At 73.6% G+C, this 21,987-nt stretch carries 21 protein-coding genes; 11 read left to right on the forward strand and 10 right to left on the reverse strand.

Annotated elements, in window-relative coordinates; genetic code table 11:
- Positions 1–3: 3 nt before the first annotated feature.
- Together ACYP53_RS30025 and ACYP53_RS30030 are read right to left on the reverse strand one after the other, a co-directional pair.
- Complete coding sequence (locus tag ACYP53_RS30025) at positions 4–957, reverse strand: aldo/keto reductase (protein ID WP_189914688.1); 954 nt, start codon at positions 955–957, stop codon at positions 4–6.
- 77 nt (positions 958–1,034) lie between these two features.
- Positions 1,035–1,682, reverse strand: a complete 648-nt coding sequence (locus ACYP53_RS30030; protein ID WP_459649684.1) for a GDSL-type esterase/lipase family protein — start codon at positions 1,680–1,682, stop codon at positions 1,035–1,037.
- A 320-nt stretch (positions 1,683–2,002) separates the two neighbouring features.
- Here ACYP53_RS30030 and ACYP53_RS30035 point away from each other — a divergent pair, with 320 nt between their 5' ends.
- From ACYP53_RS30035 to ACYP53_RS30045, 3 genes are all read left to right on the forward strand, one after another.
- A complete protein-coding gene (locus ACYP53_RS30035) occupies positions 2,003–2,599 on the forward strand; it encodes a choice-of-anchor C family protein (protein ID WP_459649685.1) in 597 nt (198 codons plus the stop codon).
- Positions 2,600–2,813: 214 nt separating this feature from the next.
- Complete coding sequence (locus ACYP53_RS30040; RefSeq protein ID WP_459649686.1) at positions 2,814–4,334, forward strand: carbohydrate binding domain-containing protein; 1,521 nt, start codon at positions 2,814–2,816, stop codon at positions 4,332–4,334.
- 218 nt (positions 4,335–4,552) lie between these two features.
- Positions 4,553–6,127: an SDR family NAD(P)-dependent oxidoreductase gene (locus tag ACYP53_RS30045; protein WP_459649687.1), complete on the forward strand. Its 1,575-nt coding sequence runs from the start codon at positions 4,553–4,555 to the stop codon at positions 6,125–6,127.
- 46 nt (positions 6,128–6,173) lie between these two features.
- On the opposite strand, the gene ACYP53_RS30050 is transcribed toward ACYP53_RS30045, so the two are convergent.
- On the reverse strand, positions 6,174–6,599 hold the full coding sequence (locus ACYP53_RS30050) for a hypothetical protein (protein ID WP_189914698.1): 426 nt from the start codon (positions 6,597–6,599) through the stop codon (positions 6,174–6,176).
- 92 nt (positions 6,600–6,691) lie between these two features.
- A complete protein-coding gene (locus ACYP53_RS30055) occupies positions 6,692–7,435 on the reverse strand; it encodes an SDR family oxidoreductase (protein WP_459649688.1) in 744 nt (247 codons plus the stop codon).
- 104 nt (positions 7,436–7,539) lie between these two features.
- Between ACYP53_RS30055 and ACYP53_RS30060 the strand changes: the two genes are divergently transcribed.
- Entirely contained in the window at positions 7,540–8,184 is a 645-nt protein-coding gene (locus ACYP53_RS30060) for a TetR/AcrR family transcriptional regulator (protein WP_189914700.1), read from the forward strand.
- A 562-nt stretch (positions 8,185–8,746) separates the two neighbouring features.
- Here the strand turns inward: ACYP53_RS30060 and ACYP53_RS30065 are convergent.
- Both ACYP53_RS30065 and def read right to left on the reverse strand, forming a co-directional pair.
- On the reverse strand, positions 8,747–9,310 hold the full coding sequence (locus ACYP53_RS30065; RefSeq protein WP_459649689.1) for a hypothetical protein: 564 nt from the start codon (positions 9,308–9,310) through the stop codon (positions 8,747–8,749).
- 164 nt (positions 9,311–9,474) lie between these two features.
- Entirely contained in the window at positions 9,475–10,140 is a 666-nt protein-coding gene (gene def, locus ACYP53_RS30070; protein ID WP_459649690.1) for a peptide deformylase, read from the reverse strand.
- 81 nt (positions 10,141–10,221) lie between these two features.
- Between def and ACYP53_RS30075 the strand changes: the two genes are divergently transcribed.
- Positions 10,222–10,929 (forward strand): winged helix-turn-helix domain-containing protein, encoded by a 708-nt coding sequence (locus ACYP53_RS30075; protein ID WP_459649691.1) that lies wholly within the window; start codon positions 10,222–10,224, stop codon positions 10,927–10,929.
- 61 nt (positions 10,930–10,990) lie between these two features.
- Here ACYP53_RS30075 and ACYP53_RS30080 read toward each other — a convergent pair whose 3' ends face one another.
- The gene (locus ACYP53_RS30080; protein WP_189914707.1) at positions 10,991–11,527 is read right to left on the reverse strand and encodes a hypothetical protein; all 537 of its coding nucleotides are present in this window, start codon (positions 11,525–11,527) and stop codon (positions 10,991–10,993) included.
- Positions 11,528–11,840: 313 nt separating this feature from the next.
- Here ACYP53_RS30080 and ACYP53_RS30085 point away from each other — a divergent pair, with 313 nt between their 5' ends.
- Complete coding sequence (locus ACYP53_RS30085) at positions 11,841–12,692, forward strand: LLM class flavin-dependent oxidoreductase (protein WP_459649692.1); 852 nt, start codon at positions 11,841–11,843, stop codon at positions 12,690–12,692.
- Between the two features lie 122 nt (positions 12,693–12,814).
- Here ACYP53_RS30085 and hemC read toward each other — a convergent pair whose 3' ends face one another.
- From hemC to ACYP53_RS30100, 3 genes are all read right to left on the reverse strand, one after another.
- A complete protein-coding gene (gene hemC / locus ACYP53_RS30090) occupies positions 12,815–13,750 on the reverse strand; it encodes a hydroxymethylbilane synthase (protein WP_459649693.1) in 936 nt (311 codons plus the stop codon).
- Between the two features lie 92 nt (positions 13,751–13,842).
- Positions 13,843–16,164 carry an ABC transporter permease gene (locus ACYP53_RS30095; protein ID WP_459649694.1) on the reverse strand — a complete coding sequence of 774 codons (2,322 nt, stop codon included), beginning with the start codon at positions 16,162–16,164 and terminating at the stop codon, positions 13,843–13,845.
- 14 nt (positions 16,165–16,178) lie between these two features.
- On the reverse strand, positions 16,179–16,904 hold the full coding sequence (locus ACYP53_RS30100; protein ID WP_459649695.1) for an ABC transporter ATP-binding protein: 726 nt from the start codon (positions 16,902–16,904) through the stop codon (positions 16,179–16,181).
- Positions 16,905–17,020: 116 nt separating this feature from the next.
- Here ACYP53_RS30100 and ACYP53_RS30105 point away from each other — a divergent pair, with 116 nt between their 5' ends.
- The 5 genes from ACYP53_RS30105 to ACYP53_RS30125 all read left to right on the forward strand — a co-directional run bounded on the left by ACYP53_RS30105 (position 17,021) and on the right by ACYP53_RS30125 (position 21,986).
- The gene (locus ACYP53_RS30105; RefSeq protein WP_229928444.1) at positions 17,021–17,875 is read left to right on the forward strand and encodes a sensor histidine kinase; all 855 of its coding nucleotides are present in this window, start codon (positions 17,021–17,023) and stop codon (positions 17,873–17,875) included.
- 59 nt (positions 17,876–17,934) lie between these two features.
- The gene (locus tag ACYP53_RS30110) at positions 17,935–18,645 is read left to right on the forward strand and encodes a response regulator (RefSeq protein ID WP_189914716.1); all 711 of its coding nucleotides are present in this window, start codon (positions 17,935–17,937) and stop codon (positions 18,643–18,645) included.
- Positions 18,646–18,890: 245 nt separating this feature from the next.
- The gene (locus ACYP53_RS30115; RefSeq protein ID WP_459649696.1) at positions 18,891–20,096 is read left to right on the forward strand and encodes a cytochrome P450; all 1,206 of its coding nucleotides are present in this window, start codon (positions 18,891–18,893) and stop codon (positions 20,094–20,096) included.
- A gap of 148 nt (positions 20,097–20,244) precedes the next feature.
- Positions 20,245–21,405, forward strand: coding sequence for a type III polyketide synthase (locus tag ACYP53_RS30120; protein ID WP_459649697.1), 1,161 nt, complete (start codon positions 20,245–20,247; stop codon positions 21,403–21,405).
- Complete coding sequence (locus ACYP53_RS30125; protein WP_189914722.1) at positions 21,402–21,986, forward strand: NUDIX hydrolase; 585 nt, start codon at positions 21,402–21,404, stop codon at positions 21,984–21,986. Before ACYP53_RS30120 ends, ACYP53_RS30125 begins: the two co-directional genes overlap by 4 nt.
- The last annotated feature ends 1 nt before the right edge of the window (position 21,987 follow it).

The following is a 21,987-nucleotide window of genomic DNA, read 5'->3' on the forward strand; positions in this document are numbered from 1 at the left end:
CGGTCAGTAGCGCTCGCCGGTCGGCGCCGGCAGCGCGTCCAGCTCGGCGAGGTCGGCCGCCGAGAGCGTCACCTCGGCCGCACCCACGTTGTCCACCAGGTAGCGCGGCGTCCTGGTCCCGGGGATCGGGAAGACGTACCGGCCCTGTGCCAGCACCCAGGCCAGCGCCACCTGCGCCGGCGTGGCCCCGATCCGCTCGGCGACCTCCCGGACCTTCGCCACCAGCGCCAGGTTCGCCTTCAGCGCGTCCTGCTGGAAGCGCGGCAGCCGACGGCGGAAGTCGTCCGCGGGCAGCTCGTCGAAGGAGGAGATGCTGCCGGTCAGGAAGCCGCGGCCGAGCGGGGAGAACGGCAGCAGGGCGATGCCCTGCTCCTCGGTGTACGGCAGGACCTCGGCCAGCGCGTCCCGGGTCCACAGCGACAGCTCGTTCTGCACGGAGGCGACCGGGTGCACCGACTGCGCCCGCTTGATCTCCTCGACGGTCACCTCGGAGAGGCCGATGTTGCGGACCTTGCCGGCCGCGACCAGCTCGGCGAACGCGCCCCAGGTCTCCTCGATCGGGACCTCCGGGTCGATCCGGTGCAGCTGGTAGAGGTCGACGTGGTCGGTGCCCAGGCGGCGCAGGCTCTCGTCGATCGAGCGGCGCACGTGCTCGGGCCGGCCGTTGCGCTCCGTCTGGCCCTCCCCGCCGGGGACGATGCCGACCTTGGTGGCAAGGAAGGCGCGCTCCCGGTACGGGCCGGCCAGTGCGGCGCCGACGACCTCCTCGTTGGTGTACGGGCCGTACATGTCGGCGGTGTCGATCAGGCTGACGCCGAGGTCCAGCGCCTGCCGGATCACCCGGACGGAGTTCTCGTCGTCCCGGTTCTGCACGTCGTAGGCCCAGGTCATGCCCATGCAGCCGAGGCCGATGACGCCGGTCTGCGGGCCGTTGGTACCGAACGGGGCGTTGCGCATGACGGTGCTCCTGTCGTGGGTGCCGCGTGGCCGGCGTGCCGTCCCGCGGTTCGCGTGGTGGTGCGTGATCAACGCCTTCAGCTTTCACCTTGGAGTGCACTCGAGGTCAAGCCCGTTCCGGCCCACTCGCGGAACCCGCCCGCCAGGACCAGGTCGGCGAGTGCCGCGTACCCGCCCGCCCCCGGGTGCGCGCCGTCCCCCGCCGCGACCTCGGCCGTCCAGACCGGGTGGGCCGCGAGCGCCTCCGTGACGTCGACGAACGGGACTTCGGCGGCGGCGCAGATCCCGGCCATCCCCGGGACGAGCTCACGCAGCCGGTCCAGGTGGGCCGTTCCCCCGCAGACCACCGGCGGCGGGCCGACCACCAGCACACCCAGGCCGAGGTCGCGGGCTCCGTCGAGCAGCGCGGCGAGGTTGCGCAGGGTCTCGTCGGGCGCCACGCGCGGTGCGCCGTCCTCCTCCATCGCGTCGTTGGCGCCGAAGGAGAGCACCAGTCGGTTGTCCGCCCCGGGGGCGGTCCGCACCTCGACCTCGGCCTGCCAGCGGTGTCTCACCCGGGCCGATGTGTCGCGCCGGACCCCGAGGTTGAACGCGGTGGCGGCCGGGGCGGCGGCCTGCAGTGCCCGGCCGACCCAGCCGCGGAACTCCGGGTCGCCGAGGCCCTGGACGAAGGAGTCGCCGAGGAAGCAGATCCGGGGAGCGTCGTCGCCGTTTCGTATGGTCATCGGCCCACCGTAGAGGTGCGATCGGGGCGCGCGATTCCGGTCTCACCACCCGGGCACGACGAACCGGCCGTCAACCCCGCACCGTTCTTCCCGGACCTTTCACCGGGCCGCCACAGGTGCCCCTCCGTCAAACCGGCGCGGAAGAGCACGTTCACGAACCGTCCGCACCACCGGGCGCCGTCCGTCCGGCCTTGGCAGAGCCCATCGCGGCGGTCGACGCTCTGCACACGGCCGATCATCGGCTCGTCAGTCAGGTCATTGCCGGGCCGCTGCCAGGCCCGTCCTTTCACGTCCGGCCACGTCCATTCGGGAGGAACCCCATGCAGCTCTCGCGCACCCGCATCGCCGCCGTCGCCCTGCTCGCCGCCGCCACCACCGCGCTCGCCGTCCCGGCCCACGCCGCCGGCGGGAACCGCGCGCTCAGCCACTTCGACGACGGCAGCTTCGAGTCGCCCAAGGCCCCGGCGAACGCCTACAGCGCCCTGAGCGCCGGTCAGGTCATCGGCCCGTGGCAGGTCACCGCCGGCAGCGTCGACCTGATCGGCGCCGGCTTCTGGCAGGCCGCCGAGGGCGACCAGTCCGTCGACCTCAACGGCGCCGCCGCCGGCACCGTCGCCCAGACCTTCACCACCGTCCCGGGCACCACCTACTCGGTCACCTACGCGCTGGCCGCCAACCCCGGGGGCGGACCGGCCGTGAAGACCGGCCGGGCGTTGATCGACGGCCAGGACTTCCAGGACTTCTCCTTCGACTCCACCGGCAAGACCAGGGCCGCGATGGGGTACGTGGGACGGCAGTTCAGCTTCGTCGCGCAGAACTCCTCCACCACCCTGACCTTCACCAGCACCGTGGCCGGGGCGCACGGGCCGGTGCTCGACAACGTGCAGGTGAAGGAGTGCAAGCCGTGCTGCGGCTGACCGGCGGGAGCCCGCGGCGCCGCCGCCTTAACCCCCGCTAAAACCTGCCCTCGGTGAGGCCTCCGGTGCGGGGAAGTGCTTGACGTGCACAGCTGGTCTAGTCCAGTTTGATGCTCAGCACCGCGCTCCCCCGCACCGGACCACCCCAGGCCGCCGCCCGACCCGCGCCCCCCTCGCGGCGCGGGCGGCCCACCACGTCCCGAGAGGCACCCCCATGCCCAGCGCGCTCCAGCACGCCCCCACGCACCGCCGTCCCACCGGCCGGACCACCCTGCTGAGCCTCGCCGCCGCCACCACACTGGCCGCGGGCGGAATCGCCGTCCTCGCCGGGAACGCCGGAGCCGCCGACGGCAACCTGCTCGCCAACGGCGGCCTGGAGAGCGGCGCGCTCACCCCCTGGAGCTGTTCCGCCGGCACCGGCAGTGTCGTCAACTCCGGTGCGCACAGCGGTAGCTACGCACTGAAGGGGGCGGTCGGCGCGAGCGACACCGCGCAGTGCGGGCAGACCGTCAGCGTCCGGCCCAACACCGCCTACAGCCTCAGCGCCTCGGTGCAGGGCCAGTACGTCTACCTCGGCGCCACCGGCAGCGGCGTCACCGACCCCGCCACCTGGACCCCGGGCGGCACCGGCTGGCAGCAGCTGTCCACCAGCTTCACCACCGGCCCGGCCACCACCAGCGTCACCGTGTACCTGCACGGCTGGTACGGGCAGGGCGGCTACCTCGCCGACGACATCACGCTGACCGGCCCCGGCGGCACGCCGACGCCGACCCCGACCGGTACCCCCACCGGTACGCCCACCGGCTCTCCGACCGCGACGCCCACCGGCGGCCCGAGCACCCCGCCGCCGAGCACCGCGCTCCCGGTCGCCCCGTACATCGACATGGGCGCCTGGCCCACCCCGTCCATGCCCGACCTGGCCAAGGCCGGCAACCTCAAGGGCTACACGATGGGGTTCGTCACCGGCGTCGGCTGCAAGGCCAGCTGGTTCAACGCCTACGACCCGCGCACCGGCTGGGCCAAGGACCAGATCGACGCGCTGCGCGCCGCGGGCGGGGACGTCAAGGTCTCCTTCGGCGGCGCCAGCGGCACCGAACTCGCCGCCGCCTGCACCTCGGTGGACTCGCTGTTCGCCGAGTACGACGCCGTGGTGAAGGCGTACGGCCTGCGCTACGTCGACTTCGACATCGAGGGCGCGGCGATCGCCGACACCGCCGCCAACGACCGCCGCTCCGCCGCGCTCGCCAAGCTGCAGCAGGCCCACCCCGGCCTCAAGGTCTCCTTCACCCTGCCGGTCCTGCCGGAGGGTCTGACCGCCGAGGGCGTCGCCATCGTCAAGTCGGCCCGCGACGCCGGGGTGAACACCGACCTGGTCAACATCATGGCGATGGACTACTACCGCGGCGGGACGGACTACGGCAACGCCGCCGTCCAGGCCGCCCAGTCGCTGTTCGGCCAGCTCAAGGCGCTCCACCCGGCGAAGACCGACGCCCAGCTGTGGGCCATGGTCGGCGTCACCCCGATGATCGGCGAGAACGACGACCACCAGGTCTACGACCAGGCGGACGCCCGGCAGCTGGTGGCCTTCGCCCAGCAGAACCACCTCGGTCTGCTCGCCTTCTGGGACGCCACCCGGGACGCCAACGCCTGCACCGGCGGCTCGCTCTCCAAGTGCACCAACATCCCGCAGCAGCCGTACGAGTTCGCGAAGCTCTTCGCCCAGTACGCGGGCTGAGCCCGACCCGATCGCGCCTGCGGCCGCGGCCGCCCACCGGTCGGCTTCGGGGACCACGAGCTCGACGGGCGCCGGGTCGGCTCGCTGACGTCCGACTGCGGCTGAGGCTCCGGCTACGGCTGAGGCCCGGCCAGGGCCGCGCCCGAAGAAATTGGCATCTCATCGTCCCGGACCGTCGACTACTGTCCGTCCCATCTGTACGGCACGAGGGGGCGGCCATGACGGTCCGGGACGACCACAACCAACGAGACACGATCCTTGCGACCGGCGACGCCGGCCGCGAAAGCTGCTTCGACAGCGCGCACGAGACCGGCCGCGACGCCGACCTCACCGCCGAGGAACTCGCCGCGTTCAGCCGCACCCTCGGCCGCCTGCGGGCGCTCCCCCCGACCGACCACACCCGGCTGCACGCCGAGCGGCAGCTCCACTCCTTCGTCATGGAGAACCGCAAGCGCCGCCGCCAGGAGGCCCGGCAGGCCGTCCGCGACGCCGACACCGCACTGCTCACCGCCACCGCGACCGGCAGCCGGAACCGGCGCGAGGACGCGCCGCTCGCCCCCGGGGGCGGACCCGTCGGCGAACTGCGGATACCGCGCAAGTGCTATGTCTGCAAACAGGCTTACCGCCAGGTCGACGGCTTCTACCACATGCTCTGCCCGGACTGCTCGGCCGACAACACCACCCGCCGCGACCTGCGGACCGACCTGCGCGGGCGGCGCGCGCTGCTCACCGGCGGGCGGGTGAAGATCGGCTTCCAGCTCGCCCTGATGATGCTGCGCGACGGCGCCGAGCTGACCGTCACCAGCCGCTTCCCGCAGGACACCGTCCGCCGCTTCCGCGCCGCCGAGGGCAGCGAGCAGTGGTGGGACCGGCTCACCGTGGTCGGCATCGACCTCCGCGACCCGCGCCAAGTCCTCGGCCTGACCGAGCAGTTCCGCACCGAAGGACGTCCGCTCGACATCCTCGTCAACAACGCCGCCCAGACGCTCCGCCGCCCGCCCGAGTCGTACGCGCTGCTGGCCGCCGGCGAGCAGGAGGCCCTGCCCGCCGCCGACCGCCGGGCGATCAGCCACGCCCCCGGCTTCCTCCCGGCCGCCACGCACTCCCAACTGGCCTCCGGCGCCGGGCCGTTGCCCGGGGTCGGCGGGTTCGGGGGGAACGCGGGGATCGACGCGCTCGGCGAGCTCGACGGCCTGGGCGGGTTCGGCGGCACGGGTCGGTTCGGCGGCATAGGTGGGTTCGGCGGCATAGGTGGCCCGGGTGACCTGAGCCTCCGTACCGACGAGGCCGGACTGCTGCCCGACCTCGCCCCCGCCAACTCCTGGTCCGCCACGCTCGGTTCGCTCGACCCGGCGGAGGTCCTGGAGGTCCAGCTGGTCAACGCCCTCGCCCCGGCCCTGCTCTGCGACCGGCTGCTGCCCCTGCTGCTGGCCTCCCCGCACCCCGCCCGCTACATCGTCAACGTCACCGCGGTGGAGGGCCGGTTCGCCGTACGGAAAAAGACCAACCGGCACCCGCACACCAACATGGCGAAGGCCGCGCTCAACATGCTCACCCGCACCAGCGCCGCCGAACTCGCCACCCAGGGCGTGCACATGTGCGCCGTCGACACCGGCTGGATCACCGACGAGAACCCGGCACCCAAGAAGGCCCACCTGGCCGAGCGGGGCTTCCGGACGCCGCTCGACATCGTGGACGGCGCGGCCCGCGTCTACGACCCGATCGTGCGGGGCGAGGCCGGGCACCCGGTGTCCGGGGTGTTCCTCAAGGACTACCGGGTGGCGGAGTGGTGACGGCTCAGGCGTCGTAGCTCAGGCGTCGTGGCTCAGGTGTCGCGGCTCAGGTGTCGTAGCTGCCGCACCAGGGCTCGTGGAACCCCAGGCCGTCCGGGTGGAGCTCGGCGGTGAAGCGGTAGTCCTCCTCGTCCTCCTCCACCTCGTCGTCCTCCTCGACGACGAGCCCGAACAGCTCGCCGTCGACCCGGACTTCGAACGGCGCGATCGCGATGTCCCGGTACTCCCGGCCGGGCAGGGCGTCGAGCCACCCGTCCAGCAGTCGGCGGGCCTCGGCGCCCGTGCCGGCGGGCTCGATGCTCGAATCGAGGTGCCGGCCGGCGGCGTCGAAACGGTGCAGCACCGCGTACCACCCCGGGCGGCCGGCCGGCCCGGTGACGGAGGCGAAGAACTCGCCGCCCTGCCAGCGGCCGACGGTACGGGTGCGCCCTTCCGGCTCGTGCCGGATCGGGATCAGCTCGGGGACGTTCATGGTCGAACCGTAGCCGCGACCTGCGACAACGGCCCGGCCCGGCCCGGGGACACTCCCCCGGGCCGGGCCGCGTCCTCGGGTACCTCGGCGCCTCAGCGCCCGGTGGGCAGGTTGGCTCCGCCGGTGCAGTCGAGGACCACGCCCGTCACGAAGGTGTTGGCCGCGAGCATGTGGATCGCCCGGGCGACGTCCTCGGCGCGACCGACCCGGCCGACCGGGGTGGTCGCGGCGAGGCCCTCGAAGAGCGCGGTGCGCTGCTCCGCCGGGACGCGGTCCCACCACGGGGTGTCGATGACACCGGGCGAGACGGCGTTGACCCGCAGCGGGGCGAGCTCGACGGCCAGCGGCGGGACCATCGCCTCCAGCGCGCCGTTGATGGCGGCCAGCCCGGCGGTGCCGGGGATGGCGGCACGGGCGGAGGCCGCGGTGATCAGGGTGACCGAACCGTCCGCGCGCAGGTGCGGCAGGGCCGCCTGCAGGACGCGGACCTGCGGCCAGAACTTGGCGTCGAAGCCGGTCGCGAGATCGGCCAGGTCGAGCCCGGCGAACGGGCCGCTGCCGGCCGCGCCGCTGACCGCGACGACCAGGTGGTCCACGGCGCCCTCCGCCGCGAAGAAGGCGGCGACCGCGGCGGGATCGGCCGCGTCCAGCTGCCGGCCGGTGACCTTGCCACCGATCCGGGCGACGGCCGCGTCCAACCGCTCACGGTCACGGCCGGTGACCACGACCTCGGCCCCGTCGGCCGCGAAGGCGGTGGCGGCCGCCTCACCGATGCCCGAGCTGCCGCCCATCACGACGACGCGCTGACCGGCGAAGAGGTTTGACGCAGTGCTCATGGTGGGGCCTTTCAGCTTGTCGAGACTGTTGGTTCCGGCAATGATGTTTGTCGAGACTGCTAGTCTTGTCAAGTGTCGGCAAGGGAACGGGAGAGAGGGACACCATGAGCGGAACCGAACCCCAGGCAGCGCAGGGGCACGACGACCCGGCGGCCGAGCAGGCCCCTCCCGGCCGCCCGCACACCGGACGCCGCCGCAACGAGGCCGCCCACCGGGCGATCCTCGACGCCGCCCTGAACCTGCTCGCCGACTCCGACGGCACACCCGTCACCATCGACGCCATCGCCCGCACCGCCGGCGTCGGCAAACAGACCGTCTACCGGTGGTGGCCCTCCAAGGGCGCCGTCCTGCTCGACGCCCTCACCGACCGCGCCGACCAGGACGTCCGGGGCCCCGACACCGGCACCCTGCGCACCGACCTGCACGCCTTCGTCGCCACCACCTTCGACGCCGCCCAGCGCAGCACCACCGCCTCCGCACTGCGCACCCTTGCCCGCGAGGCCGCCCGCGACCCGCACCTCGCCGAACTCATGCAGACCTTCACCGCGACCCGCCGCACCGCCCTGCGCGAACTCCTCTCCCGCGGCCGCGAGCGCGGAGAACTCGCCGACGACGCCGACCTGGACCTCATCGTGGACCAGGTCTACGGGGTGTTCTGGTACCGCTTCCTCCTCGGCCACGCACCCCTCGACCCGGGCGCGGCAGAGCGGCTCACCGATGCGCTGATCACGGGGAACGGGAGCGCATAGGGGGCGGCTGGATCGTCGCGCAGGAAGTCGGCCCGGCCGACTTCCTGCGCGAGCCCCCCGGACAGGGGCGGTCAGGGAAATATGCCGACCGGTCTACATACCCGACCGCCGGCGAGCCTCCAGCGGCTTCAGCCACACCACGCGCACCGGAAGTCGGCCAGACCGACTTCTCGCGCACGCACCCGCCCGCCTCGCATCTCATCGCGACGAATATGACGGTCGGTCTACATATTTGCTCGGAGAAGCAGCGACGTGCGCACAGGAAGTCGACCGGGCCGACTTCCTGCGCAACTGCCCAGCCCACCACAGGACCCCGCCCGAAGAATATGACGACCGGTCTACATAGCAACCCCACCCACGGCAGCAACCCGGCGCGAAAAGTCGACCAGGCCCGACTTCTCGCGCGCGGCGCCCTGCGGCGGCCCCCGAGGGAATATGACGGTCGGTCTACATATTTGTCCGGGGAAGCAGCGCCCGTGCACAGGGAGTCGACCGAGTCGACTTCTCGCGCGAGCACTCTGCGGCAAGACGGGCGCGGCCCATAAGGAATATGACGGTCGGTCTACATACTTGCCCCGCGCGGGGCTGCCTCCGATAGGGCGGGGCGGCGACGGCGGCGGTAGTAAGCGAGGGCCAGGGCGAGGAGGATGGGGCCCCAGAGCATGGCGGGTGCGGTGCAGGTCCGGGCCAGGAGTTGCCACCAGACGGTGGTGTAGGGGAGTTCTTCGAAGCCGAGTACGCCGAGCCAGGCCAGTGGCATCGGGTCGAAGAGGGCGACGAGGGTCAGTCCGCCCAGGACCGCCGGGATGACGGCCGCGAGCGGCGGGACCCGCCGGCCGCGCAGGCCGGGTACCCAGGACGGGAACACCTCGCCCCACCCGCTGACCAGCCCCATGGTGAGCAGCGCCAGGGCCTCGGTCAGCACGCTCAGGCCGATCACGTACGGGGTGGCCCACCAGTCGTAGGCCGGGGCGAGGGGGTCGATCAACCCCATCCGGTAGTCCACCGCGAAGGGCAGCCGCCACAGGCAGTGGGGCAGCAGGACGAAGGGCAGGGCCTTGGCGAGGCGCAGCGCCCAGCGGGGTACGGGGCGTTCGGTGTCACCGACCGGAATGTTCTTCAGCATGGTTCCACCGTCGCCGGGGCCGCGCCGTCGCGCCTCGGTCGCGCGGGGTGACCTACTCCCCCGGCAGAGCCAGTCAGCTGTCCTACCGGGCGAGGATGCTGCCGAGCGGTCGGCGGCGACGGTGTCGTCGGAGGTCAGGAATGCGGCGAGGTGGGCGGGTTCGCTCAGGCCGTCGGGTCGAGCCGGCGGCAGCGGCACGAGGCGGCGCACTCCTCCGCCGGGCCGGTCCAGTCCAGTTGCCCGGTGGCGGCGGCCCGCTGCGCGAAGACCTCTTCCCGCCGGTCCGCCGTCTGCCGCAGTACGTCCTTGCGTTCGCGCCGCGCGAGCCGGTCCACGTACAGCTGCCCGTCGAGGTGGTCGGTCTCGTGCTGCAGGCAGCGGGCGAAGTAGCCGGTGGCCTCGACGGTGCGCGGGTTGCCGTGCCGGTCGTAGCCGCGTACGACCGTGCGGGCCGGGCGGGCGAGCGCGGAGGTGCCCGCGCCCGGGACGGAGAGGCAGCCCTCGGGTTCCTCGATCAGCGGGCGCCCCGCGGTCTGCGGCTCGACGACCGGGTTGAGCAGGTGCCCGGTGTGCCGGACGCCGTCGTCGTCGCGGCAGTCGTAGACGAACAGCCGCAGGTCCACGTCGACCTGGTTGGCGGCGAGCCCGCAGCCGTCGGCGACGTACATGGTCGCGAACATGGAGTCGATGAGCTGCGCCAACTCCTGGCTGCCGTAGTCCTGTTCGCCGGCCGGGCGGCAGGGGCCGTGCAGGATCGGCTCCCCGATCTCGGTGATCCGCAGGACGGGGGGACGTTCGCGCGGGTCGGAACGTTCGCGCGGGTCGGACATGGAACGGCACTCCTCGACACGGACGGGACGGACGGGCATGACGGCTTGTCACTGCCTTTGCAAAGTAGCAGACTTTGCAAAGTGACAGAAGAAGATCTCGCCGCCGCCGGAACCCTCCCCGAGCACGCCGTCCGTACCGCGCTGCTCGGGCTGCTCGCCGAGCACGGCACCATCACCTCCACCGAGGCCGCCGCCCGGCTCGGGCTCAGCTCCGGCCTCTGCTCCTTCCACCTGCGCAGGCTCGGCCTGCACGGGCTGATCGAGGAGGCCCCGCCCGTCGACGGGCGCGCCCGGCCCTGGCGCCTGCCCCGGCCCGAGGCCCCCCGGGACGCGCCGGGCGCGAGCGACGCGAGCGACGCGAGCGACGCGGGCGACGCGGGCGACGCGGGCGACGCGAGCGACGCGGGCGACGCGGGCGACGCGGGCGACGCGAGCGACGCGGGCGACGGGTTCGGCACGCTGGCCCGCGGCCTGGAGGACGAGAGCTACCGTCGCTGGCTCGCCCGCCGCGGCGAGGCCCCCGCCGACTGGCAGCACGACGAGGCCTTCAGCGCCGTGGTCTACCTGACCCCCGAGGAGCTGACGGCCGTCGGCGAGGCCGTCCGCCGCGTACTCGCCCGCTACCGCGACCGCGAGACCGATCCGGCCGCCCGACCCGCCGACGCCCGCCCGGTCGCCGCCGTCACCCGGCTCTTCCCGCTCCTGGACGAACTCCCGGGCGAACTCCCGGACGAACTCCCGGGCGAACTCCCGGGCGAACTCCCGGGCGAACCCCGCCACCGGCCGTAACCCCCGGCCGTAATCCGCCGGGCGCGACCCACCCGGCCTGGCCCGCGAAGCGCCCGAACGCTCAGGCCCGGCGCCAGGACTGCCGCGCCACCGCCCGTACCAGCGGTCCGATCAGCAGCCCGGCCGCCGCGCCCAGGACGACGCCCTGCACCCCGTCCCAGACGTCCTGCACGTCGCAGTCCCGCCCGATCACCGGCAGCGCGTAGTGCAGCGCCGACACCGCGAACGGCAGCACCGCCGCGACGAGCAGCGCCACCACCGCCCGGCGGCGGGTGCCCGCCAGCGCGGCCGCGAAGCCGACCGGGGCGAAGGTCGCCAGCTTGAGCTCGATGTGCCGGACGTGCAGCAGCTCGTACGGCGACCGCGGCCGCCCGCCCGCGACGGTGCAGTGCCGGACGGCGTCCTCGGACAGCTGGAACGCGTCCGGCAGCAGGGTCGCCACGACCACCCCGCCGAGTCCGAGCAGCAGAACGAAGCCCACCGCCCAGTGGGCCCGCAGCAGCCGCCCCACCGGCCGGTTCAACAGGGCCGCGGGCACCAGCGAGAGCAGCAGCCCGGGCCAGAACATCGGCATCCCGCCGAGCACCGCACTGATCACTCCTCAACGGACGCCGCGGACCCCCGCCCGGTTCTCGCCCACCGCGGGAGATTCCGTTCCGGCATCCGCCCCGTGCGAAGGAGGGCCGCCGCGGAAGGGCATCACGGAGACGCCGCCGCGAAAAGGCCTTGCCCGGCCCGGACGCCCCGCGTTACCGTCGCCGCACTCCGACGATCACGCTCCCCGGGACGAAGCAGCCGCAGAACGGGAGCACGGCCCGCGGCCACGAGGCAGCGCGGGCCCATGGAGGGGCGGCACCGGTATCCGGCATGCCCGCGGACGCGGCCTGCCCCCTCCGAAAGACGGTCCTCCCGTGAAGATCGGCCTCGGCCTCCCCGTCGACGACCCCGCCCTCCTGCTCACCTGGGCCCGGCGCGCCGACGCCGCCCGGTTCAGCACGCTCGGGCTCCTCGACCGGCTGGTGTTCGACAATCCCGAGCCCCTGGTCACGCTGGCCGCCCTGGCCGGCGCGACCGCCCGGATCCGCCTGCAGACCGAGGTGCTGCTCGCGCCCCACCACAACACCGCGCTGCTGGCCAAGCAGACCGCGACCCTGGACCGGCTGTCCGGCGGCCGGTTCACGCTCGGCATCGGGATCGGCGGTCGCGCCGACGACTGTCGGGCCGCCGGCATCGACCCGCGTCGCCGCGGCCGCCGGCTGGACGAGCAGCTGCCCGTGCTGCGCCGGCTCTGGGCGGGCGGACGGTACGACGAGGAGGTCGGCCCGATCGGCCCCGCGCCCGTGACGCCCGGCGGCCCCGAGGTGCTGTTCGGCGGTTTCGCCCCGGCCGCACTGGAGCGGGTCGCCCGGTTCGGGGACGGATTCCTCGGCGCGGCGCTGCCGCCGGAGGCGATGGGCGGGCTGTTCCGGGACGTGGAGGCGGCCTGGCGGCGGCACGGACGGTCCGGGCGGCCCCGGCTGGTCGCCCAGGTGAACGTGGCACTCGGCCCCGGGCCCACCATCGAACAGGCTCGCCGGAACATCCGCTCGTACTACGACTTCACCGGCCGGGCCGCTCACGTGGCGGACCACCTGCTCACCACCTCGCAGGCGGTCCGGGCCGCCGTGGACGACTTCACGGCCGTCGGCGCGGACGAGGTCGTGCTCTACTGCTGGTCCTCGGATCCGGACCAGGTGGACCGGCTCGCCGACGCCCTGTTCTGACCACTCCCCGGCCGGTACGTCCGACCGTTCGTCCGGCCGCTGCGTCCGACCGTTCGCCCCGTTCCTCCGGCCGTTCCTCCGGCCGTTCCTCCACCGCCCGGGAAGCCCCCCGAGGGCCGCCGTCAGTGCGGGATCGAGGAGATCAGCTCCTGCGCCCCCTGCCGCTTGAGCGCCAGGGCGACCGAGGTCCCCAGGTCCTCCGGGCTGAGCGCGCCCGCCCATTCGTGGGCGTCCAGCACCTGCTTGCCGTCCGGGGTGAAGACCCGGCCGCGCAGGGAGAGGCGGCCGTCCGGCTCGGCCTTGGCGTAGCCGGCGATCGGGCTGTTGCAGTGGCCTTGGAGCACGTGCAGGAACATCCGCTCGGCCGCCGCCTCGCGCCAGGTGTCGCGGTGGCCGAGCGTGGTGACGGCCTCGATGGTCGCCGTGTCGTCCTCGCGGCACTGCAGGACGAGGATGCCGGCGCCGATCGGCGGGCACATCGCCTCGATGCCGAGGACCTCGGTGATCCGCGCCTGCTCGCCGATCCGTTCCAGGCCGGAGACGGCGAGGAGCAGGGCGTCCACGGTCCCGGCCTCCAGCTTGGCGAGCCGGCTGTTGGCGTTGCCGCGGATGGGCACGCACTCCAGGTGCGGGTGGGTGGCGGCGAGCTGGGCGACGCGGCGGACGGAGGAGGTGCCGATCCGGGTGCCGGGCGGTAGTTCGGCCAGGGTCAGGCCGCCCGGGTGGACGAGGGCGTCGCGGATGTCGTCCCGGCGCAGGTAGGCCGCGAAGACGGTGCCGGCGGGCAGTGGACGGTCGGCGGGCACGTCCTTGAGGCAGTGCACGGCGACGTCGGCCTCTCCGGCGAGCAGGGCCGCGTCGACCTCCTTGGTGAACGCGCCCTTGCCGCCCAGGTGTGCGAGGTCGCCGGTCCAGCGGTCGCCCGAGGTGGTGACCGGTACCACTTCGGTGCGCAGGTCCGGGTGCAGGGCGGCGAGTTCGGCGCGGACCCGCTCGACCTGGGCGAGCGCCATGGGCGAGGAGCGGGAGACGATGCGGATCAGCTCAGCGGTGGGCATGGCGCGATGATAGGCCGTCGGACACCCGCCGTTGACGTCACGTCAGGCATTCGGCGGCCTCCCATCACCCCCCACCGCGACCACCCCGCCGCTCACTCGTTGTGCAGCACCTCCGCGATCGGCAGCCGCGCCGCCGAGCGGGCCGGGACCAGCGCCCCCAGGACGGCGATGCCGACGCCCGCCAGGGCGAGCCCGATGAGCAGCGGGACGTCCCAGACGTCCATCGCCGACTCCGGGAAGACGATGCTCCCGACGTTCTCGACGAGCAGCCGGTGCGCCAGGATTCCGGCCGGGACGCCGATGGCCGCGCTGACCGCGCCCTGCCAGGTCACCGAGGCGAGCGTCATGGTCACCACCTGCCGGGGCGTCATCCCGATCGACTTCAGCATGCCGAGGTCCCGGCGGCGTTCGCGGATGGTGAGCAGCAGGGCGTTGAAGACGCCGAGCGCGGCGACCACCGACAGCAGCACGGTGAAGATCGTGGCGAAGCTGATGACCGCGACGATCGGGCCGCCCATGTCGGGTGCGAACACCGAGGGCGAGAGGCTCGGGTCGGCGGCCGAGACGGCCCGCTGGTACGCCTCGGGGTCGGCGCCTTCGGCGAGTCTCACGTCGTACTCGACCGCGTGCGGGTCGTCGGTGAGCGCGGCCCGGGTGGCGTCGTTGGAGGCGAACGCCCGGGGGTTGCCCTCACTCTCCTCGCCGACGAGGGTGACGGTCAGGTGTCGGCCGTCCAGGTCCAGGGTGAGCCGGTCGCCGAGCTTGAGCCCGTGCTGCCGGATGAAGGACGGCCCGGCCTCGATCTCGTTCGGCCCGGTCGCCGGGCGGCCCCGCACCACCTGGAGCCGCTTGGTGTCGACGGCGTCGTCGCCGCTGTAGAAGTCGGCGAAGGCCGGCTGGGGGTAGCCGACCAGCCCGACCTGGACCAGCCCGCGTACGGAGACCCGTTCGGCGCCGGGGGTGGCGCGCAGCATCGCCTCGGTCTGGGCCGGGGTCAGCCTGGGCTCGGTCGTGGCGTCGCCCGCGAAGTGGGCGGTCAGCACCTTGATGTGGGTGCGGCCGTCGGCGTGGTCGACCAGCCTGGTGAGGGTGGATCCCAGGCCGGTGGTCACCGTCACGGTGAGCACTCCGAGCATGATCGCCGACATGGTGAGCGCGGTACGGGCGGGGCGGGCGAACGGCTGGCCGAGGCCCAGGCTGACGGCGCGCGGCAGCCGGGTCCCGCCCAGCCGGCGCTGGATCTTCAGCCCGCGCCCGTTGCGCGGCGCGCTGCCGGCCGAGATGGCCTGGGCGGCGGAGAGCCGGTGGGCGCGCGAGGCCGGGACGAGTGCGGCGAGGAGGACCAGCAGCGGGACGCTGATCAGGGTGGCGGCGGGCAGCCAGCCGGCCGGCTCGATGACGGCGATGCCGGTGGTGATCCCGGAGAACGCGGCCTGGAGGATCGGGTGTGCCGCGGCCCAGCCGGCCGCCGTACCGAGGACGGTGCCGGCGACGGCGGGCACCGAGACCATGGTCAGGTAGACCGTGACCACCTGGCGCGGGGTGAAGCCGATCGACTTCAGCACGCCGATGTGCCGGTAGCCGGAGACCACCGCGCCGCTGACCACGTTGCCGACGATCAGCGCGGCGACGACCAGGCCGAGCACGCCGAAGACCGTCATCAGCGGCAGGTAGGCGTCGGCGCCCGCCGAGAAGGCCTCTTTCAGCACCAGGTACGACTGCGCGTTGGTGAGCGCGTCCTTCGGCAGGCCTTCCGTGACGGTGCCCATGGCGGAGGTGAGCCGCTGCTCACCGGAGGCGTCGGAGAACCGGTAGAGCATCTGCCGGCCGGTGGGGTGCAGGGCGGCCGCCTGCTCGGGGGTGACCCAGCCGCCGGCGCTCTGGCTCATGCTGGTGGCGAAGCCGACGATGGTGAGCTGCCGGCCGTCGCCGAGCGGGAGCGGATGGTTCAGGAACCTCTCCGAGAAGCCCCCGAAGGGCTCGTTGACGACCACCTCGCCCGGTCCGGCGGCCCAGCGGCCGCCGAGGAGTCGCACCCGGTCCACCGGCCCGGCCGGGTCGGACCGGCCCACCAGGGTGAGCGCTCCGGGCGGGCGGCCGACCCAGTCGGTGGGGATCTCCACCACGGCCTGGTCGAACGGCCCGGCGGCCGCCTCGACGCCCGGCCGGTGGGCGGTGGCGGCGAGCTGCTCCGCCGAGGCCTTGGCCGGGTCGAAGGCGGCGACGACGTGGGCGCCTCGCTGTTGGGCGAACGCGTCGTCGAACGGCGCCCGGGCGGCGCTGATCACCGCGAGGGCGAGCAGCACGGTGGTGGTGGAGCAGAAGACGACCAGGCCGATCACCACGGTCTGCACCCGGCGGCGCTTGACGGCCGCCCGGGAGGCGCGCCACACGGCGCCGTTCGCTCCCTTCACTCCCTTCACTCCGTTCACGAGGACGCCTCCAGCATCCGCTCGCGCGCCACCCGGCCGTCCGCCATCTCGACCAGCCGGCCGGCGCAGCGGGTGGCCAGGGCGGGGTCGTGGGTGACGATCAGCAGGGTCTGCCCGATCTGGTTGAGGTCGATCAGCAGGTCCATCACCTGTTCCCCCGAGCGGCTGTCCAGCGCGCCGGTCGGCTCGTCCGCCAGCAGCAGGGCAGGGCGGTTCATCAGGGCCCGGGCCACCGCGACCCGTTGGCGTTCGCCGCCGCTGAGCGCGGCCGGGTAGACGTCCTTGCGGTGGGCGACGCCGAGTTCGTCGAGCAGTTCCAGCGCGCGGCGGCGAGCCTGGCGGGCGGTGGTGCCGGTCAGCTGGGCGGCCAGCGCGACGTTGTCGAGGGCCGGGAGGTCGTCGATCAGGTTGAAGAACTGGAAGATCATCCCGATGTGGCGGCGGCGGAACAGGGCCAGCCCGTTCTCGTTCAGCGGCCCGAGGTCCTGCCCCTGTACCCGGACGGTGCCGGAGGTGGGGCGGTCCAGTCCGGCCACCATGTTCAGCAGGGTGGATTTGCCGCACCCGGAGGGGCCCATCACGGCGACCGCCTCGCCCGCCCTGATCCGCAGGTCGAGGCCGTCGAGCGCCTTGGCGTCGCCGAACTCCTTGTGCACCCCGGTCAGCTCGACGACGACCTGCGCGTCGTCCGGCCGGGAGGTCCCGTCGTGGTCGGTGTTCATGTCGATGACGGTAGGCGCGGGTGCCCGGCCGGTACGTCCCACCCCGGGTGTAACCGCAGGTCGCCGTAGTACCGGGGATGTACGGACCGGCACCCCCGGATGATGTGGATCATGCCGTGACCTGGGAAGCTGACGCCGTGTGGGGAACGGGATGGGACTGGGCCGCCGTCGTGGCGGCGACGACGACGGTGGCGGGCGTCGGCTGGCTGGCCGTGGCACTGGTGCGGGCGCGGCGGCTGTACCGGGCGGCGATCGGCGAGCGCGGCTGGCTGCTGGAACGCGAGCGGGAGAGCGCCGCCCGTACCGCCGTGGACGCCGAACGGGCGCGGATCGCGGCCGAGTTGCACGACATCGTCAGCCACAACGTGAGTCTGATGGTGGTCCAGGCGGGCGCGGCGCGCGAGGTGCTGACCACCATGCCGGAGGAGGCGGCGGCGGCGATGGGCGCGGTCGAGGCGGCGGGCCGGGACACCATGACCGAACTGCGGCACCTGCTGGGCCTGCTGGCCCCGGCCGCGGACGGCAGCGAGGAGCCGGCCCCGGAGGACTTCGCCCCGCAGCCGAGCCTGGGCCGGCTGAGCCCGCTGATCGACCGGTTCTCCTTCGCCGGGCTGCCGGTGGAGGTCCGGGTCTCCGGCGAGCCGAGGCCGCTGCCCGCCGGGATCGACGTGACGGCGTACCGGATCGTCCAGGAGGCGCTGACCAACGCGCTCAAGCACGGGGACGGGGGGACGGCGGAGGTGACGGTGCGCTACGCCGACCACTACCTGCGGGTCGAGGTGCTCAACAGCGGGCCGAGCGTGCTCTCCGGCGGGTCGGCGAGCCGGGCACCGCGCCCGGCGGACGGCGCCGGGCGCGGGCTGGTCGGCCTGCGCGAGCGCGTCGCGGTGTACGGCGGGGACCTGGACGCCCGGCGCCGGCTCGGCGGCGGCTACCGGGTCCGCGCCCGCATCCCGCTGGACCGGCCGTGACCGGGCACCGGACAGAGCCCCCGACAGAAGAGCAGGCAGAAGACAGCGTGGAGGAGACCGTGGCACAGGAACCGGCCGAGCAGCGCCGCCCGCGAGTCGTGATCGCCGACGACCAGGAGCTGGTCCGCACCGGCTTCCGGCTGATCCTCACCGCACGCGGCATCGACGTGGTCGCCGAGGCCGGTGACGGCGCCGAGGCGGTGGCCGCCGCCGTCCTGCACCGGCCGGACGTCGCCCTGCTGGACATCCGGATGCCCGGCATGGACGGCCTGGAGGCGGCCCGCCGGATCCTCGCCGGGGTCCCCGGGTGCCGGGTGATCATGCTGACCACCTTCGACCTCGACCACTACGTCTACGCCGCCCTGTCCGCGGGGGCCAGCGGGTTCCTGCTGAAGGACGTCACCTCGGCCCACCTCGCCGCCGCCGTACGGCTGGTGGACACCGGCGACGCCCTGCTGGCGCCCTCGATCACCCGGCGGCTGGTGGAGCGCTTCGCGGCGGGCGCCCCGCACCCGGCGGCCGGCGCGGGCGGACCGGCGCTGCACCGCGACCTCGCCCCGCTCACCCCGCGCGAGGCGGAGGTGCTCGCCCTGCTCGGCCGCGGGCTGTCGAACACCGAGCTGGCGCGCGAACTGACCCTCAGCGAGTCGACGGTGAAGACGCACGTGGCCCGGATCTTCGCCAAACTGAACCTGCGCGACCGGGCACAGGCGGTGGTGCTCGCCTATGAGACCGGACTGGTGGCGCCCGGCGGCGGCGACCGCGACTGATTCCCGACCCGCCGATCCCCAACCGGCCGATCCCAAGCCACCGATTCCAAACCCGCCGATCCCCAACCCGCCCCGGACATAAGACCGTTCGCATGACAATCAGCCATCTCACTCATTAGAGGTAACTCCCGGTCGAATCCCCCGTTTTACCCGCCCATGGGGCAACATCTGCATGTCCGCGTCCGAACCACGAGCACCACCCCGGGCGCCCTCAACCGGCATGACGAAGACAATTGGACAGGCCCGTGACCACCACCGCCCCCGTGTGGGACTGCCCCTTCCACCACACCGACGGCCTGGAGTTCGACCCCCTCCTCAAGCGGCTGCTCACCGAGGCCCCGATCGCCCGGATCCGCCTGCCGCACGGCGAGGGCGAGGCCTGGCTGGCCACCCGTTACGAGGACGTCCGGGTGGTCACCACCGACCGCCGGTTCAGCCGCGCCGCGGGCATCGGCCGCGACCTGCCGCGGATGACGCCCGCCCCGATCGCCCAGGCCGAGGCGATCAACCTGATGGACCCGCCCGCGCACAACCGGCTGCGCCGCCTGGTCGCCCAGGGCTTCACCAACCGCCAGGTCGAGCGGATGCGCCCGGCCACCCAGCGGACCGTCGACGGCTACTACGACGAGATGGCGGAGCACGGCGCCCCCGCCAACCTGATGCGCTTCCTGGCCGCCCGGCTCCCGCTCACCACCATCTGCGAGCTGCTGGACATCCCCGAGGCCGACCGCCCCGAACTGCGCGGCCACGCCGTCGCGATGATGCGGATGGGCCCCGGCAGCCGGGACGGCCAGGAAGCCGCCAAGGCCGCCCTGCGCGGCTACTTCGGCGAGCTCACCGCCGCCCGCCGGGCCGCCCCGGGCGAGGACCTGATCAGCGCCCTCGCCACCGCCCGCGACGGCGACGAACTGCTGGACGCCGACGAGCTGACCGTCATGGCGATGGTCCTGCTGGTCACCGGCCACGACACCAGCACCTACCAGCTCGGCAACATCGCCTACACCCTGCTCACCCACCCCGAGCAGCTCGCGAAGCTCCGCGCCCAGCCGGACCTGCTGCCGCGCGCGCTGGAGGAGCTACTGCGCTTCATCCCGTTCCGCCAGGGCGTCGGCATCGCCCGGGTCGCCACCGAGGACGTCGAGCTGGGCGGTGTGCTGATCCGGGCCGGCGAGGCCGTGCACGTCTCCTACCTGACCGCCAACCGCGACCCGGCGGTGTACGAGCGCCCCGACGAGCTGGACCTCGACCGCGGCGCGCCCACCCACATGGCCTTCGGGTACGGGCAGCACCACTGCCTCGGCTCGCACCTGGCCCGGATGGAGCTGCAGGTCGCCATCGGCACCCTGCTGCGGCGCTTCCCCGACCTGCGGCTGGCCGTCGACCCCGCCGAACTCGACTGGGACTCCGGCTCGATCTGGCGCTTCCCCCACACCCTGCCGGTGGCCTGGTAGCCGTAGCCACCTCCCCCGCCCGCCCACGGGCCCACCCGCCGTCGGGCCACCGCCCGCCCACGGGCCCACCCGCCGTCGCGTCGGCCGCCCGTACCGTTCCACGCATCCACCGGCCTGCGACCAGGCCCCCAGGGGAGACCCGACACCCATGGCAACACTCTGCCGCCCCGCCATCGCCGTGCCCGAACACGTCATCACCCTCGACGAGACCCTCGACCTGGCCCGCACCCTGCACGCCGGCCACCCCCAACTCGGCCTGGCCCTGCGGCTGATCGAGAACACCGGGGTGCGCACCCGGCACCTGGTCCAGCCGATCGAGCGGACCCTCACCCACCCGGGCCTCACCGTCCGCAACGAGGTGTACGAGCGCGAGGCCAAGCTCCGCGTCCCCGAGGTGATCGAACGCGCCCTCGCGCACGCCGAGTTGACCGCCCGGGACATCGACCTGATGGTCTACGTGTCCTGCACCGGCTTCATGATGCCGTCGATGACCGCCTGGCTGATCAACACCATGGGGTTCCGCTCCGACACCCGCCAGGTGCCGATCGCCCAGCTCGGCTGCGCGGCCGGCGGCGCCGCCGTCAACCGCGCGCACGACTTCTGCCGCGCCTACCCGGGCGCCAACGTGCTGATCGTCTCCTGCGAGTTCTGCTCGCTCTGCTACCAGCCGACCGACCTCGGCGTCGGCTCGCTGCTCTCCAACGGCCTGTTCGGCGACGCGGTGGCCGCCGTGGTGATGCGCGGGCAGGGCGGGCGCGGGGTGCAGATCGAGCGCAACGGCTCGCACCTCGTCCCGGGTACCGAGAACTGGATCTCGTACGGGGTGCGGGACACCGGCTTCCACTTCCAGCTGGACAAGCGGGTGCCCGGCACGATGGAGATGCTCGCGCCCGCGCTGCGCGGACTGGCCGGCGAGCACGGCTGGGACGTCTCCGGGCTCGGCTTCTACATCGTGCACGCCGGCGGCCCGCGGATCCTGGACGACCTCTGCCGCTTCCTCAACCTGGAGCCGGCCACCTTCCGCTACAGCCGCGCGACGCTCACCGAGCGGGGCAACATCGCCAGTGCCGTCGTCTTCGACGCCCTCGCCCGGCTGTTCGCCGACGGCGGCGTGACCGAGGGCACCACCGGACTGATCGCCGGCTTCGGTCCGGGCATCACCGCCGAGATCTCGCTGGGGAGTTGGGTCGGCGCGCCGACCGACGTGCTGCGCCCTCGACGGCCTCGCGCCATCTCCACTTCCGACATCGCCCTCGTCCATCCGACCGTCCCCCGCCGTTTCCCGGCCGGCACTACGATCACCGAATGACCGACACCACGGAGCGCACCGACACTTCTGCCAGAGCCGCCGAACTCGCCGCCCGCTTCCCGGCGTTGCACGCGCCGCAGTACTGGAGCTGGGGACGGTACGACGCGCAGTTCTCCACCGAGCTGCCGCCGGACGACCTGGTGACCAACATCCACCTGGTCGGCTTCGCCGACGGCGAGGTGGTGCTCTGCCGGGACGACCGGGACCACTGGTTCCTGCCCGGCGGCACCCGGGAGCGCGACGAGAGCGTCGCCGTCTGCCTGGAGCGCGAGCTGCGCGAGGAGGCGGGCGCCCGGCTGCTGGGTGAGCCCGGCTGGCTGGGCGCGCACCGGTGCCGGACCGACGACCCGGTGCCGTACCGGCCGTGGCAGCCGCACCCGGAGAAGGCCTGGCTGTGGGGCTGGGGCGAGGTCGTGCTGGACTCCTCGCCGACCAACCCGGCGGACGGCGAGCAGGTGGTCGAGGTGCGGGCGGTCCCGGCCGACGAGGCGCGACGGCTGCTGCTGACCGGGCACGACGCCTGGTGGGGCGAGCTGATCGAGCTGGCCGTGGAGCTGCGGCGCCGGGCCGGACTGGGCTGAG

The sequence above is a fragment of the Kitasatospora sp. Ki12 genome (genome assembly GCF_054601375.1).